Genomic DNA, 13742 nt, shown 5'->3' on the forward strand with positions numbered 1-13742 from the left:
GCCCCGGCGTCAGTCGTCGGAGCGGGCGCCGAAGACGATCTCATCCCACGACGGCATCGACGTGCGGCCCTTGCGGCGGCCGGCCTCGGCGACCGCGGCCGGAGTGGGTGCCTGGTATTCGGACGCCGTCGGCTCCTCTTCGGACGCCGACTCGTCGTAGCCCGGCTCGAGCGCGTCGAACAGCGCGACCGGGGCGGGCGAGCGGGGCGCCGCAGCGACCTCTTCGGCCCCCGGAAGCGGCTCGCGCTGGCCGCGGCGACGACGCAGCGCCTCGAGCAGGTCGGCGGTCTCGGCCGAGGTCACGACGGCGGGCTCGGTGGCGCGCTTGATGGCGGCCTCCTGCACGGCAGGCGCGGCGGGGGACGGGATCTCAGGCGACTCGATGTCGGCGTCGGGGAGGCGGCGCGGGCCGAACGCTCCGCTGTCGAAGCGGGAGTCGTCCTTCGGGGGCACCGCGTCGAGGGCGCGGAGCCGAGGGATGAGCCCCTCGGGGAGCGACCCCTGGCGCGACAGCTGGATGGCGTCGGCGTTCAGCGGCGACAGCGTGCTGCGGCGCGGATCGAAGCCCCAGCGGGCGTCGTGGCCGATGTCGTTCGAGGTGAACTCCAGCTTGACGGTCCAGCCGGTCGGCTCTTTCCAGCTGGTCCAGCGTTCGCCGATCGCGCCGGCCTCGGCGAGCTTGACGCGCACCGCGGAGCCGAACGTCGTCTGCCCGTCACCTTCGAAATCGCCGCCGAGCAGCACCGGAACCGCCAGTGCCTGACCGACGATGTGCTCCCGCTCGGCGAGCACGGGGCCCTCGAAGCGCACGATGTCCTCGACGCGGGCACCGAGGATTTCGGCGACCTCCCGCGCGGACAGCCCCGACCGGATGTGGGCCTGGATCTCGCGGGGACTGGGGCGCGGCGTCTGCACGTCGGACTCGCGCTCGCGGCGCGCCTTGCGCAGCTCACCGCGGAGGACGTCGTCGACCTCGAGCGTGAATCTCTCGCCGGACTCCGTCGCCAGGATGAGCTTGTCGTCCTCGGTTCCGATGACTTTGAGCTGTTCCATGCGGACGCTCCCTGCTTCTCGTGCCGGCTCTTGGCTGCGCTTTCCCGGCGGACTCACGGCTTCAGAGCCCGCCTGCCCGCCCCATCGTGTCACAGCGCACCACGACGACCGGGAATATCCTGCGCGTGCCGCGAGTTTCACGCGAACGCACGGTCAGGATGGCGCCGGATCGCATTTGCGAAAAGGGGAATGGTCGTGCAAACTATCGCCGCCCGCAAGGGCGAGCGCAACCGCGAATACCCGGAAGTTGAGATCTTCACGCATGGCCACCGATTACGACGCCCCCCGCAAGACCGAGGACGACAGCGAGTCGATCGAGGCGCTCAAGGAGCGCGTTCCCGACAAGCTCTCGGGCTCGGTCGACGTGGAGGACGCCGACAACCCGTCGGGCTTCGAGCTGCCCGGTGCCGACCTGTCGGACCTCGAGCTCGACGTCGTCGTTCTCCCCGCACAGGAGGACGAGTTCACCTGTTCGAACTGCTTCCTCGTGAAGCACCGCTCGCAGCTCGATCACGAGACCGCAGACGGCCCTATCTGTACTGAGTGCGCCGCGTGATCTGAGCCCGCCGCACTGCGGCGGCCAGCCGGTCCGGCGTCCGCGAGGAGATGACCCACGCGGTCGTCGGATCATCGGCATCCGTCACCGGGAGCACGACGACCCCGTCGATCCCGCCCCGGATGAGATGCCACGACCGCGGGTCGAGACCCGCACCGCGCGCATGGCGCGCGTCCTCCCCGACATGAACCTCGCCGTCGCCGAGGAACTCGACACCGATGTGCGCACGCCCGGCCCTCAGCTCTCCGTCGCGCACCTCGACGACGGGTGCCGCCAGGATCAGCAGCGCGATCAGCAGGATGCCGACGCCGGCGCCCACGATCAGGGCGATCGTCGTGTCGATCGGCGTGACGACGAGCGCCGCCATCGGCGCCGCCATTCCCGCCGCGACCAGGATCCACAGCGATGGGCCGAGCCGCTCGCGATAACCGTCGGCACGGCCGGTTCGGGCACCGGCGTGAGGCATTGAGTTCTGCATTACCCTCGTTGGGTGACTGAAACGGTGGACGTCCCCATTATCGCCCCCGACGTCCCGGTGTATGCGCACCCTGGGGACGCCGGAGCCGACCTCGTCGCCGCCGAGGCGGTGCGCCTCGAGCCCGGCGAGCGTGCCCTCGTCGGCACCGGCGTGCGGATCGCGCTGCCCGAGGGGTATGTCGCCTTCGTCGTCCCACGCAGCGGCCTGGCGGCCAAGCACGGGATCACCGTCGTCAACGCGCCCGGGACGATCGACGCCGGCTACCGCGGCGAGATCAAGGTGATCCTGCTGAACACCGATCGGGCGCAGGCACACGACATCGCCGCGGGCGACCGCATCGCGCAGATCATCGTGATGCCGGTGCCGCGCGCCGTATTCATCCCCGTGGAAACCCTGCCCGACAGTGTGCGCGGCGAGGGCGGCTTCGGCTCCACGGGCTACCAGAAGGACGGAGTCCTCGCATGACCGACCCCTCATCCGTCGACGGCCCGCGCAAGGTCGCACCCGACGACCGCGCCACGACCGGCCCGTTCGACGAGTCCGAGGCCAACCCGGTCCGCCCCTACATCGATCTCGGCGGGATCAAGATCCTTCCTCGTGAGGGCCTGAACCTGCGCCTCGAAGTCGAGGAGCAGACCAAGCGCATCGTCGCCGTCGGCCTGGACTACTCCGACTCGACCCTTCAGGTGCAGCCGTTCGCCGCGCCGCGCTCGGCGGGCCTCTGGGAGGAGACGCGCGAGCAGATCCGCCAGCAGATCCGCCAGCAGGGCGGCCGCGTCGAGGAGCGCGAAGGACCGCTGGGTCCGGAGCTCCTCGCCGAGGTGCCCGTGATCGCCGGCCCCGACGGCACCGCGGGCAAGCGCCTCGCACGCTTCGTCGGCGTCGACGGCCCGCGCTGGTTCCTGCGCGGCGTGATCGGCGGTGCGGCGACGGCCGACGTCGAGGCCGCGGCCGCCGTCGAGGACCTGTTCCGGTCGATCGTCGTGGTCCGCGGCGGCTCGCCGATGCCACCCCGCGACCTCATCCCGCTGAAGATGCCGGCGACGCCGGGCTCGGCGTGAGCGACCCCTCGCGCCCCGACGACGCGTCGGAATCCGCCGCGAACGGTGCGGCCGGCTCCTCCGAGGGAACACCGGATGCCGCACCCTCGGCGTCCGAGATGCTCGGCGCCGCCCTGGGCGGTGCCGCGCGTCGCGCCGGCCTCGACCCGGCCGAGGGCAAGACCACCGGGCACGTCGTCTGGGCCGCGATGGGCGGCTGGCGCGGCATCCTCGAGTCCGTCCTCCCCGGCGTCGTGTTCCTCGTCGCCTGGACGGTCACCTACGACGCCGAGGCGAAGTCGGGAAACCTGCCCCTCAGCCTCGCGCTGTCGGTCGGTCTCGCCGCGGTCTTCACGATCGTGCGCCTGATCCAGCGGCAGTCCGCGAGCGCCGCGATCGGCGGCCTGATCGCCGCGGCCGCGGCGGCGGGCCTGTCGCTGTGGACCGGCAGGGGAGAGGACAGCTTCATCCCGGGCTTCCTCACCAACACGCTGTACGGCACCGCCTTCCTCGTGTCGGCTCTCATCGGGTGGCCGCTCATCGGCCTGGCCGTGGGCTTCCTGATGGGGGAGGGCACCGCCTGGCGCGCCGACAAGCGCAAGCGACGCGTCTTCTTCTGGCTTTCGATCGCGTGGGCGGGCCTCTTTGCGCTCCGCCTGATCGTGCAGCTCCCGCTCTACTTCGCGGGCGACGTCACCGCGCTCGGCACGATCAAGCTGATCATGGGCCTGCCGCTGTTCGCGCCACTGGTCGCAGTCACATGGCTCGCCGTGCGCGCGCTCTACCCGCGCGCGCCGAAGTGATACATTTATCTCGACATCAAGATAAATTTCCCCCGAACCGTTAGGTCGACCTCACTAGCCGAGGACTTCGGAGCGGGGGAAGATGGGGATGCCGGACTCCGGCACGATCCCGCCGCCGACGAAGGAGACAGACGTGTCCACGGTTGACAGCTTCGGTGCGAAGAGCACCCTGACGGTCGGCAGCACCGACTACGAGATCTTCCGCATCGACACGGTCGCGGGCTACGAGAAGCTCCCGTTCAGCCTCAAGGTGCTGCTCGAGAACCTGCTGCGCACCGAGGACGGCGCCAACGTCACCAAGGCTCAGATCGAGGCACTCGGATCGTGGGATGCCGCGGCCGAGCCCGACACCGAGATCCAGTTCTCGCCGGCCCGTGTCGTCATGCAGGACTTCACCGGCGTGCCGTGCATCGTCGACCTCGCCACCATGCGCGAGGCGATGGAGGCACTGGGCGGCGACCCCACCAAGATCAACCCGCTCTCGCCCGCCGAGATGGTCATCGACCACTCGGTCATCGCCGACCTCTTCGGCACCGAGAACGCACTCGAGCGGAACGTCGAGATCGAGTACGAGCGCAACGGCGAGCGTTACCAGTTCCTCCGGTGGGGCCAGACCGCGTTCGACGACTTCAAGGTCGTCCCGCCCGGCACCGGCATCGTGCACCAGGTGAACATCGAGCACCTCGCGAAGGTCATCTACGACCGCGCCGTCGGCGGCGTGCTGCGCGCCTACCCCGACACGTGCGTCGGCACCGACTCGCACACGACGATGGTCAACGGCCTCGGCGTGCTCGGCTGGGGCGTCGGCGGCATCGAGGCCGAGGCGGCCATGCTCGGCCAGCCCGTGTCGATGCTCATCCCCAAGGTCGTCGGCTTCAAGCTCTCGGGCGCGATCCCGACCGGCGTGACCGCCACCGACGTCGTGCTGACGATCACCGACATGCTGCGCAAGCACGGTGTCGTCGGCAAGTTCGTCGAGTTCTACGGCGAAGGCGTCGCATCGGTCCCGCTGGCCAATCGCGCCACCATCGGCAACATGAGCCCCGAGTTCGGCTCCACCGCCGCGATGTTCCCGATCGACGCCGTCACCATCGACTACCTGCGCCTCACCGGTCGCGACGAGCAGCAGCTGGCGCTCGTCGAGGCGTACGCCAAGGAGCAGACCCTTTGGCATGACGCGTCGCGCGAGCCCGTGTTCAGCGAGTACATGGAGCTCGACCTCGCGACGGTCGTGCCCTCGATCGCCGGCCCCAAGCGCCCGCAGGACCGCATCGTGCTGTCGCAGGCCAAGCAGCAGTTCGAGAGCGACCTCACCAACTACGCCGAGATCGACCACGACCTGGTCGACCTCGAGGGCTCGGAGTCGTTCCCGGCGTCCGACCCGCCCGGAAACTCGCCCGAGGACGAGTACAGCACGCACGAGCACCACCACCACAGCCACGCTCCGGCGACGGCGTCCAAGCCCACCCCGGTGACCCTGCAGGGCGGCGAGAAGTTCGTGCTGGACCACGGCGCGGTGACCATCGCCGCGATCACCTCGTGCACCAACACGTCGAACCCGTCCGTGATGCTCGCCGCGGGCCTGCTCGCGCGCAACGCCGTGAAGAAGGGCCTCAAGGCCAAGCCGTGGGTCAAGACCACGCTCGCGCCCGGTTCGAAGGTCGTCACCGACTACTACGAGAAGGCCGGCCTCACGCAGGACCTGGAGGACCTCGGCTTCTTCACCGTCGGCTACGGCTGCACCACGTGCATCGGCAACTCCGGCCCCCTCATCGAGGAGGTCTCGGCGGCGATCAACGAGAACGACCTGGCCGTCACCGCGGTGCTCTCGGGCAACCGCAACTTCGAGGGCCGCATCAACCCCGACGTGAAGATGAACTACCTCGCGAGCCCGCCGCTCGTGATCGCGTACTCGCTCGCCGGATCGATGAACTTCGACTTCGAGACCGATGCGCTGGGCAAGGATCAGGACGGCAACGACGTGTTCCTGCGCGACATCTGGCCGGATTCGGCCGAGGTGCAGGCGACGATCGACTCGTCCATCAACAAGGACATGTTCACGCACCAGTACGCGAGCGTGTTCGAGGGCGACGAGCGGTGGCGCACGCTGCCGACCCCGACCGGCGACGTGTTCGAGTGGGACGAAGCCTCGACGTACGTGCGCAAGCCCCCGTACTTCGACGGCATGACGATGGAGCTGACCCCGGTCACCGACATCGTGGGCGCGCGCGTGATGGCGACCCTCCTGGACTCCGTCACGACCGACCACATCAGCCCCGCCGGCAACATCAAGGCCGACAGCCCCGCCGGTCAGTATCTCGCGGCGCACGGCGTCGACCGCAAGGACTTCAACTCGTACGGCTCGCGCCGTGGCAACCACGAGATCATGATCAGGGGTACGTTCGCGAACATCCGCCTGAAGAACCAGCTCGTCCGCGAGGTCAACGACGGCGCCGAGATCGAAGGCGGCTTCACCCGCGACTTCACGCAGGCGGGCGGACCCCAGTCCTTCATCTACGACGCGAGCCAGAACTACCAGGCACAGGGCACCCCGCTCGTCGTGTTCGGCGGCAAGGAGTACGGCTCCGGCTCGTCGCGCGACTGGGCGGCCAAGGGCACGAGCCTGCTGGGCGTGAAGGCGGTCATCACCGAGAGCTTCGAGCGCATCCACCGCTCGAACCTCATCGGCATGGGCGTGGTGCCGCTGCAGTTCCCGGCCGGCGAGAGCTGGAAGTCGCTGGGCCTGGACGGCACCGAGATCGTCTCGATCTCGGGTCTCGAGCAGCTCAACGAGGGCGTCACGCCGAAGACCGTCAAGGTCACGGCCGAGCCCAGCGAGTTCTCGCCCGAGGGCAAGCAGACGGTCGAGTTCGACGCGGTCGTCCGCATCGACACGCCCGGTGAGGCGGACTACTACCGCAACGGCGGCATCCTGCAGTACGTGCTGCGTTCGCTGGTCTGACAGGTGATTCACGGGGGACCGGATGCCGCGGCATCCGGTCCCCCCTTCATGCCCCGGGTAGACTTGCAGGGCCCTTCCGGGGCCGGAAAGGAGCGGGGATGTCGCTGTTGTCGTCCATCACCGGACCCCGCGACCTCGACGTGCTGAGCCTCGATCAGCTCGAGCAGCTCGCGGATGAGATCCGCGGCTTCCTCGTCGAGAACGTCGCACGCACGGGCGGTCACCTCGGCCCCAACCTCGGGGTCGTCGAGCTCACGATCGCGCTGCACCGCGTGTTCGACTCGCCGAACGATCCCATGATCTTCGACACGGGCCACCAGTCGTACGTGCACAAGCTGCTCACAGGGCGCCAGGACTTCACGAAGCTCCGCGCGCGCGAAGGCCTCGCCGGCTACCCGCAGCGCTCCGAGAGCCCGCACGACGTCGTCGAGTCGTCTCACGCCTCCAGCTCGCTGAGCTGGGCGGACGGCGTCTCCCGCGCGCTGACGCGCACCGGCCGCAAGGACCGGCACGTGGTCGCCGTCGTCGGCGACGGCGCGCTCACCGGCGGCATGACGTGGGAGGCGCTCAACAACATCTCCGACGACAACGACCGCAACCTCGTCATCGTCGTCAACGACAACGGACGTTCCTACGCCCCGACCATCGGCGGCATGGCGCGCTACCTCAACCGCGTCCGCACGGCCGACGCGTACCGCAACCTCCACCGCGGCTCCGACACCGTGTTCCGCAAGCTCGGTCCCGCGGCCCGCGCCGTCTACCGGGGCGTGCGCGGCGGCACGCACGGATTCCTGTCACGGTTCACGAACAACGCCGCGCTCTATTCGAACCTCGACATCAAGTACCTCGGGCCTGTGGACGGCCACGACCTGCCGACCCTCATCGAGACCCTCGAGCTCGCCAAGGAGTACGGCGCCCCCGTCATCGTCCACGCGATCACCGAGAAGGGCCGCGGCTACGCGCCGGCCCTCGAGGACGAGGCCGACCAGTTCCACGCCGTCGGCAAGATCGACCCGATCACGGGCGAGGCACTCGGCGCCGCGGGCGGCACCGCCTGGACCGATGTGTTCGCCGACGAACTGGTGCACGTGGGCGACGAGCGCGATGACGTCATCGCGATGACCGCGGCGATGCTGCGGCCGACGGGCCTCCTGCCGTTCGCGCAGCGCTTCCCGGACCGCGTCTACGACGTCGGGATCGCCGAGCAGCACGCCGTCGCATCGGCCGCAGGCCTCGCGTTCGGCGGCCTGCACCCGGTCGTCGCCATCTACGCGACGTTCATGAACCGCGCCTTCGACCAGGTGCTGATGGATGTCGCGCTCCACCGCGCGGGTGTCACCTTCGTGCTGGACCGCGCCGGCGTCACCGGCCCCGACGGCCCGAGCCACCACGGCATCTGGGACCTCGCGATGCTGCAGATCGTGCCGCACATCCGCATCGCCGTGCCCCGCGACGAGGCGCGACTGCGCGAGGAGCTGCACGAGGCGGTCGCCGTCGAGGACGCGCCCACCGTCATCCGCTTCCCGAAGGGCGGCGTCAGCCCCGAGCTCCCGGCCCTCGAGCGCCTGGAGGACGGTGTGGACGTGCTGGTGCGCTCCGACGCACAGGACGTGCTGCTCGTCGGCATCGGCCCGATGGCGCACATCGCGGTCGACGTCGCCGAGCGTCTGCGCGCGCAGGGCATCGGCGCCACCGTCGTCGACCCGCGCTGGGTGGTCCCGGTGCAGCCGTCGATCGTCGAGCTCGCAGCATCCCATCGCCTCGTCATCACCATCGAGGACGGCATCCGGGTGGGCGGCATCGGCACGCGCGTGCGACAGGTGCTGCGCGAGGCGGGGGTCGACACCGCGGTCGACGAGCTGGGCGTGCCCGACGAGTTCATCGACCACGCGAGTCGCGAGCAGATCCTCGAGGACGCCGGCCTCACCCCGGCGAAGATCGCCCAGGATGTCGTCGCACAGGTGCTGGGCACCCGCATCCCGGTCGCGCGCGGGGCACAGACCTCGGAGATCCCGACGCTGCCGGACCTCGCCCGCAGCCGCGAGGAGCGCGGCTAGAGCGAGGCCGTGCCTGCCGACGCACAGCCCCGGACCGGCCGAGGGGGCCGATCCGGCGTGAAAGCATGGGGGCATGACCTCCGCGAACCTCACCCGTGACGAGACCGCGGCCCGATCGAGCACCATCCGTCTGGACACCGTCGAGGTCGACCTCGACGTTCGTGACGCGCAGGATCCGGCGACGCAGACCTTCCCGACGACCGCCACACTGACCTTCGCCGCCGCCGCCGACGCGACGTGGCTGGACTTCCTCGGCGAGTCCGTCGACAGCGTGACGGTCAACGGGGTGGCGCGCGACGTGCTCTGGGACGGCGCCCGCGTCCGCATCGACGGCCTCGCTGCGCACAATGTCGTGACCGTACGGGGACGCGGCCGGTACAGCACATCGGGCGAAGGGCTTCACCGCTTCCGCGACCCGGTCGACGGCGAGGTCTACCTGTACACGCAGTACGAGCCCGCCGACGCACGGCGCGTGTACCCCGTCTTCGAGCAGCCCGACATGAAGGCGCGATGGCGGTTCACGGTGAACGCGCCGTCCGGGTGGCAGATCCTCTCGAACGGCGCGGAGACTGCGCGCGAGGACGTCGCCGGCGGTGTGCGCGTCGCGTTCGCCGAGACCTTGCCGCTGTCGAGCTACATCACGGCCGTCGCCGCGGGGCCCTATCACCGGGTCGACGGCGAGTGGCGCAGCGACGACCGGGCCGTGCCGCTCGGCGTCCTCTGCCGGGCCTCGCTCGCACCCCACCTCGACGCCGACGAGATCCTGGACATCACCCGCCGCGGCCTGGAGTTCTTCGAGCACGCGTTCGCCTACCCGTACCCGTGGGGCAAGTACGACCAGATCTTCGTGCCCGAGTACAACCTCGGCGCCATGGAGAACCCGGGCCTGGTGACCTTCACCGAGAGCTACGTCTTCCGTGGCGCCTCGACGGCGGCACAGCACGAGGGCCGCGCGAACACGATCCTGCACGAGATGGCGCACATGTGGTTCGGCGACCTGGTGACCATGCGCTGGTGGGACGACCTGTGGCTGAAGGAGTCCTTCGCGGATTTCATGGGCGCCCACGCCGCCGTGGCCGCCGGTGGCTTCCCGGACGCCTGGGTGACCTTCGCCAGCCGCCGCAAGGGCTGGGCGTACGTGCAGGACCAGCTGCCGACGACGCATCCGATCGTCGCCGACATCACCGACCTCGAGGCCGCCAAGCTCAACTTCGACGGCATCACGTACGCCAAGGGCGCGTCGGTGCTCAAGCAGCTCGTGGCGTTCGTGGGGGAGGACGCCTTCTTCCGCGGCGCGCAGCGCTACTTCGCGGACCACGCCTTCGGCAACACCACGCTGCCCGACCTGCTGTCCGCGCTCGAGGCGGAATCCGGACGCGATCTGACGACGTGGAGCCGTGCGTGGCTGCAGACCAGCGGCGTGTCGGAGATCGCGATCGAACGCGGCGACGCCGGGCCCATGGTGCTGACGCAGACCGATCCGCGCCCGCACCGGCTGACCTGCGGATTCTTCACCGTCAGCGATGGGCGTCTCGTGCGCCGGGCCACGCTGCAGGTGGACGCCGTCGAGCCTCGCACACCCCTGGAGGGCGCGACGGCAGCGGGGATCGATCTCGTGCTCGCCAACGTCGACGATCGCACCTACGCGAAGGTGAGCCTCGACGCGCCGTCGACCGACGCGGTCGCAGCGCACCTGTCGTCGATCGAGGATCCCGTCGCCCGCGCGGTGATCTGGGCGGCCCTGTGGAACTCCACGCGAGACGGGAATCTGCCTGTCGCACGATTCGTCGAGATCGCGGGCGATCACGCCACCCGCGAGATGAACATCGCACTGACCACGGACGCGATCACCCACGCCGCCGTCGCGATCGGGCGCTACGCGGCGCCCGACGCGCGCACTCCGCTCGCCGGGGCCTGGCTCGACACGTGCTGGGCGGCGCTGTGGGCCGCCGACCCCGGCTCGGACGCTCAGCTGGCCTGGGCCCGCGCCCTCGGCGGTGCCGCGGCGCGGTCGGCGAACCGCGCAGGGGAGATCCGGAGCATGCTGGCGGGCACTGCGGCAGCGCCTGCGGGGCTGGCCCTCGACCCCGATCTGCGCTGGGCGTGGCTCGTCGCGCTGGCGGCCACGGGGCACGCGTCGGCCGAAGATGCGGACGCCGAACTCGCAAGCGATCCGTCGGCACAGGGACACATCGCGCACCGGACCGTGCTGGCCGCGCGGCCGGACGCCGCCGTGCGTGAGGCGGCCTGGTACGCGGCCTGGGACGACGAGAGCCTGACCAACGACCACCTCGCGGCGACCATCGCCGGCGTGCGCGCGGGCGACCGCCGTGACCTCATCGCCGACTTCGACGACGAGTACTTCGCCCGGATCCGCCCGACGTGGGCCGACCGCAGCATCGAGATCGCACGACGGCTCGTGGTCGGGCTCTTCCCCGCCGCGGAGTCCCTCGACCAGGTCGATGCGTGGCTGACGCAGAATCAGGATGCACCGGCCGCGCTCCGCCGCCTGGTGATCGAGCAGCGGGACGGCCTCGCGCGCGATCTCCGCGTGCGCGCCGCGCAGCCGGCGGCTCGCTGAGGGTCGGAACCCTCCTGCAACGCAGGCGACCCCGGGCGCAGGCCCGGGGTCGCCCTGTGGGTTGACGTCAGCTCGCGATGCCCTTGACCACCGGGTGGTGGAAGGTGTCGCCGAAGGCGCGGTCGGACGCGCCCTCGCGGTCGAGGTACGGCGACGCACCGCCGTCGATGAACGGCCAGCCTGCGCCGAGGATGAGGCAGAGGTCGATGTCCTCGACCTCGGGGACCACGCCCTCGTCGAGCATGAGCTTGATCTCCTGCGCGAGGCCGTCCTGCACGCGGCGGAGGATCTCGGCAGCGGGGGCCGGCGACGAGCCGACCGCGGGCTTGAGCGTCTTCTCCGCGGCCTTGGTCCAGCCGGTCACGCGGCCGCCCTTGTCCTTCTCGACGACCTGGCCGAGCTCCGCGAGCGCGTGGAAGTTCTCGTTCGCGTAGAAGCGGTCGGGGAAGGCGTGCACCATCGTGTCCTGCACGTGCGCGGCGACCTTCCAGCCGACGAGGTCGATGAGCTGGAACGGCCCCATCGGCAGTCCGAGGGGAGCGAACGCCTTCTCGACGTCGGCGACCGGCGTGCCCTCGTAGACGGCGCGCGCGGCCTCGCCCATGACCTTGGCCAGCAGACGGTTGACGACGAAGCCCGGCGCGTCGGCGGTGAGCACCGCGTTCTTGCCGAGGTTCTTCGCGACGACGAACGCCGTCGAGAGCGCGGCGTCCGAGGTCTGGGGCGTCTTCACGATCTCGATGAGCGGCATGACCGCGACCGGGTTGAAGAAGTGGAAGCCGACCAGTCGCTCAGGGTGGGCGAGCTTCGCGCCGATCTCCTCGACCGACAGCGACGAGGTGTTGGTCGCGAGGATCGCGTCCTCGGCGATGATCTGCTCGATCTCGCCGAACACCTGCTGCTTCACGCCGACCTCTTCGAAGACGGCCTCGATGACGAAGTCGCAGTCCGCGTAGAGGCTCTTGTCGGTCGTGCCGGTGACCAGGGCGCGCAGCTTGTTGGCGGAGTCGCCGTCGAGGCGGCCCTTCGCCTCGAGCTTGCCGATCTCGTCGTGGATGTACGCCACGCCCTTGTCGACGCGCGCCTGGTCGAGGTCGGTGATGAGCACCGGAACCTGCAGCCTGCGCACGAACAGCAGCGCGAACTGGCTCGCCATGAGACCGGCGCCGATGATGCCGACCTTGGTGACCTTCTTCGCGAGCTCCTTGTCGGGGGCGCCGACCGGACGCTTGGCGCGCTTCTGCACCAGATCGAAGGCATACATGGATGCCGCGAACTGGTCGCCCGTGACGAGCTCGGCGAGAGCCTCGTCCTCGCGTGCGAAGCCCTCGGCCTTCGAACCGTTCCGCGCCTTGTCGAGGAGGTCCAGCGCCACGTACGGGGACTTCGGCACCGTGCCGATCTTCGACTCGAGCATGCCGCGGGCCATCTTGACGGCGATCGGCCACTTGGTGAGACGCTCGATCTTGCCCGGCTCGTTCTTGCGGTCGACCTTGATCTTCCCGCCGAGGACGCCGTCGGCCCACGCCAGCGAGTCCTCGAGATAGTTCGCGGCCGGGAAGATCGCGTCGACGATGCCGTAGTCGAACGCCTGCTGCGGCTTCAGCATGCGGTTCTGCTTCAGCGGGTTCGAGATCACGACCTCGAGCGCGTTCTCGATGCCGATGAGGTTCGGCAGCAGGTAGGCACCGCCCCAGCCGGGGATGATCCCGAGGAACACCTCGGGAAGCGCGATCGCGGCGGCCGAGGCATCCACCGTCCGGTAGGTGCTGTTGAGCGCGATCTCGAGACCGCCGCCGAGCGCGAGCCCGTTGACGAAGGCGAACGTGGGCACGCCCAGCTCGGAGAGCCGACCGAACACCTTGTGGCCCAGCTGCGCCACCATGCGGGCGTTGTCCTTCGAGCCGACCTTGCTGATGTCGCTGAGGTCGGCGCCGGCCGCGAGGATGTACTGCTTGCCGGTGATGCCCACGGCCTGGATCTCGCCGGCGGCCGCGCGCGCCTTCAGCGCGTCCAGCGTCTCGCCGAGCTGGAACATCGTGGCCGGGCCGAGCGTGTTCGGGCGCGTGTGGTCGCGTCCGTTGTCGAGGGTGACGAGGGCCAGCACCTTGCCCGAGGGGAGACGGATGTCACGCACCCGCGAGTGCGTGATCACCTCCCCCTCCGTCATGGCAAGGATGGGGGAGAAGTCGATGTCGTCGTAGTTGCTCAT

10 protein-coding genes are annotated in these 13742 nt (G+C 70.0%); 7 read left to right on the forward strand and 3 right to left on the reverse strand.

From position 1 onward, the window contains the following. Nucleotides 1-9 precede the first annotated feature (9 nt). Nucleotides 10-1053, reverse strand: a complete 1044-nt coding sequence (gene sepH / locus ACFC1K_RS14280; protein ID WP_375872117.1) for a septation protein SepH — start codon at nt 1051-1053, stop codon at nt 10-12. Nucleotides 1054-1315: 262 nt separating this feature from the next. Between sepH and ACFC1K_RS14285 the strand changes: the two genes are divergently transcribed. Continuing rightward, nucleotides 1316-1609: a DUF4193 domain-containing protein gene (locus ACFC1K_RS14285; protein ID WP_045302586.1), complete on the forward strand. Its 294-nt coding sequence runs from the start codon at nt 1316-1318 to the stop codon at nt 1607-1609. Here ACFC1K_RS14285 and ACFC1K_RS14290 read toward each other — a convergent pair. Beyond that, the gene (locus ACFC1K_RS14290) at nt 1584-2075 is read right to left on the reverse strand and encodes a DUF3093 domain-containing protein (RefSeq protein WP_310290906.1); all 492 of its coding nucleotides are present in this window, start codon (nt 2073-2075) and stop codon (nt 1584-1586) included. The two genes, ACFC1K_RS14285 and ACFC1K_RS14290, sit on opposite strands and share 26 nt — an antisense overlap. A gap of 24 nt (nt 2076-2099) precedes the next feature. On the opposite strand from ACFC1K_RS14290, the gene dut reads away from it, so the two are divergent. The 6 genes from dut to pepN all read left to right on the forward strand — a co-directional run bounded on the left by dut (nt 2100) and on the right by pepN (nt 11530). Next, on the forward strand, nt 2100-2552 hold the full coding sequence (gene dut, locus ACFC1K_RS14295) for a dUTP diphosphatase (protein WP_310290904.1): 453 nt from the start codon (nt 2100-2102) through the stop codon (nt 2550-2552). Continuing rightward, nucleotides 2549-3148 carry a DUF3710 domain-containing protein gene (locus ACFC1K_RS14300; protein ID WP_310290901.1) on the forward strand — a complete coding sequence of 200 codons (600 nt, stop codon included), beginning with the start codon at nt 2549-2551 and terminating at the stop codon, nt 3146-3148. Before dut ends, ACFC1K_RS14300 begins: the two co-directional genes overlap by 4 nt. Continuing rightward, nucleotides 3145-3930 carry a DUF3159 domain-containing protein gene (locus tag ACFC1K_RS14305; RefSeq protein ID WP_375872118.1) on the forward strand — a complete coding sequence of 262 codons (786 nt, stop codon included), beginning with the start codon at nt 3145-3147 and terminating at the stop codon, nt 3928-3930. Before ACFC1K_RS14300 ends, ACFC1K_RS14305 begins: the two co-directional genes overlap by 4 nt. Before the next feature lie 133 nt (nt 3931-4063). Then, nucleotides 4064-6892, forward strand: coding sequence for an aconitate hydratase AcnA (gene acnA / locus ACFC1K_RS14310; protein WP_375872119.1), 2829 nt, complete (start codon nt 4064-4066; stop codon nt 6890-6892). 98 nt (nt 6893-6990) lie between these two features. Next, nucleotides 6991-8949, forward strand: coding sequence for a 1-deoxy-D-xylulose-5-phosphate synthase (gene dxs / locus ACFC1K_RS14315; protein ID WP_375872120.1), 1959 nt, complete (start codon nt 6991-6993; stop codon nt 8947-8949). A 73-nt stretch (nt 8950-9022) separates the two neighbouring features. Next, nucleotides 9023-11530: an aminopeptidase N gene (gene pepN / locus ACFC1K_RS14320; RefSeq protein WP_375872121.1), complete on the forward strand. Its 2508-nt coding sequence runs from the start codon at nt 9023-9025 to the stop codon at nt 11528-11530. A gap of 67 nt (nt 11531-11597) precedes the next feature. On the opposite strand, the gene ACFC1K_RS14325 is transcribed toward pepN, so the two are convergent. Beyond that, nucleotides 11598-13742: a 3-hydroxyacyl-CoA dehydrogenase NAD-binding domain-containing protein gene (locus ACFC1K_RS14325; RefSeq protein WP_375872122.1), complete on the reverse strand. Its 2145-nt coding sequence runs from the start codon at nt 13740-13742 to the stop codon at nt 11598-11600.

The sequence above is a fragment of the Microbacterium sp. NPDC056057 genome, from assembly GCF_042266945.1.
GTDB lineage: Bacteria > Actinomycetota > Actinomycetes > Actinomycetales > Microbacteriaceae > Microbacterium > Microbacterium trichothecenolyticum_C.

Excerpts from the sequence above, each read along its gene's own strand:
- sepH (WP_375872117.1), bottom strand. The coding sequence starts at position 1,053 with ATGGAACAGCTCAAAGTCATCGGAACCGAGGACGACAAGCTCATCCTG.
- ACFC1K_RS14285 (WP_045302586.1), top strand. The coding sequence starts at position 1,316 with ATGGCCACCGATTACGACGCCCCCCGCAAGACCGAGGACGACAGCGAG.
- ACFC1K_RS14300 (WP_310290901.1), top strand. The coding sequence starts at position 2,549 with ATGACCGACCCCTCATCCGTCGACGGCCCGCGCAAGGTCGCACCCGAC.
- pepN (WP_375872121.1), top strand. The coding sequence starts at position 9,023 with ATGACCTCCGCGAACCTCACCCGTGACGAGACCGCGGCCCGATCGAGC.
- ACFC1K_RS14325 (WP_375872122.1), bottom strand. The coding sequence starts at position 13,742 with ATGAGCAACTACGACGACATCGACTTCTCCCCCATCCTTGCCATGACG.
- ACFC1K_RS14290 (WP_310290906.1), bottom strand. The coding sequence starts at position 2,075 with ATGCCTCACGCCGGTGCCCGAACCGGCCGTGCCGACGGTTATCGCGAG.
- dxs (WP_375872120.1), top strand. The coding sequence starts at position 6,991 with ATGTCGCTGTTGTCGTCCATCACCGGACCCCGCGACCTCGACGTGCTG.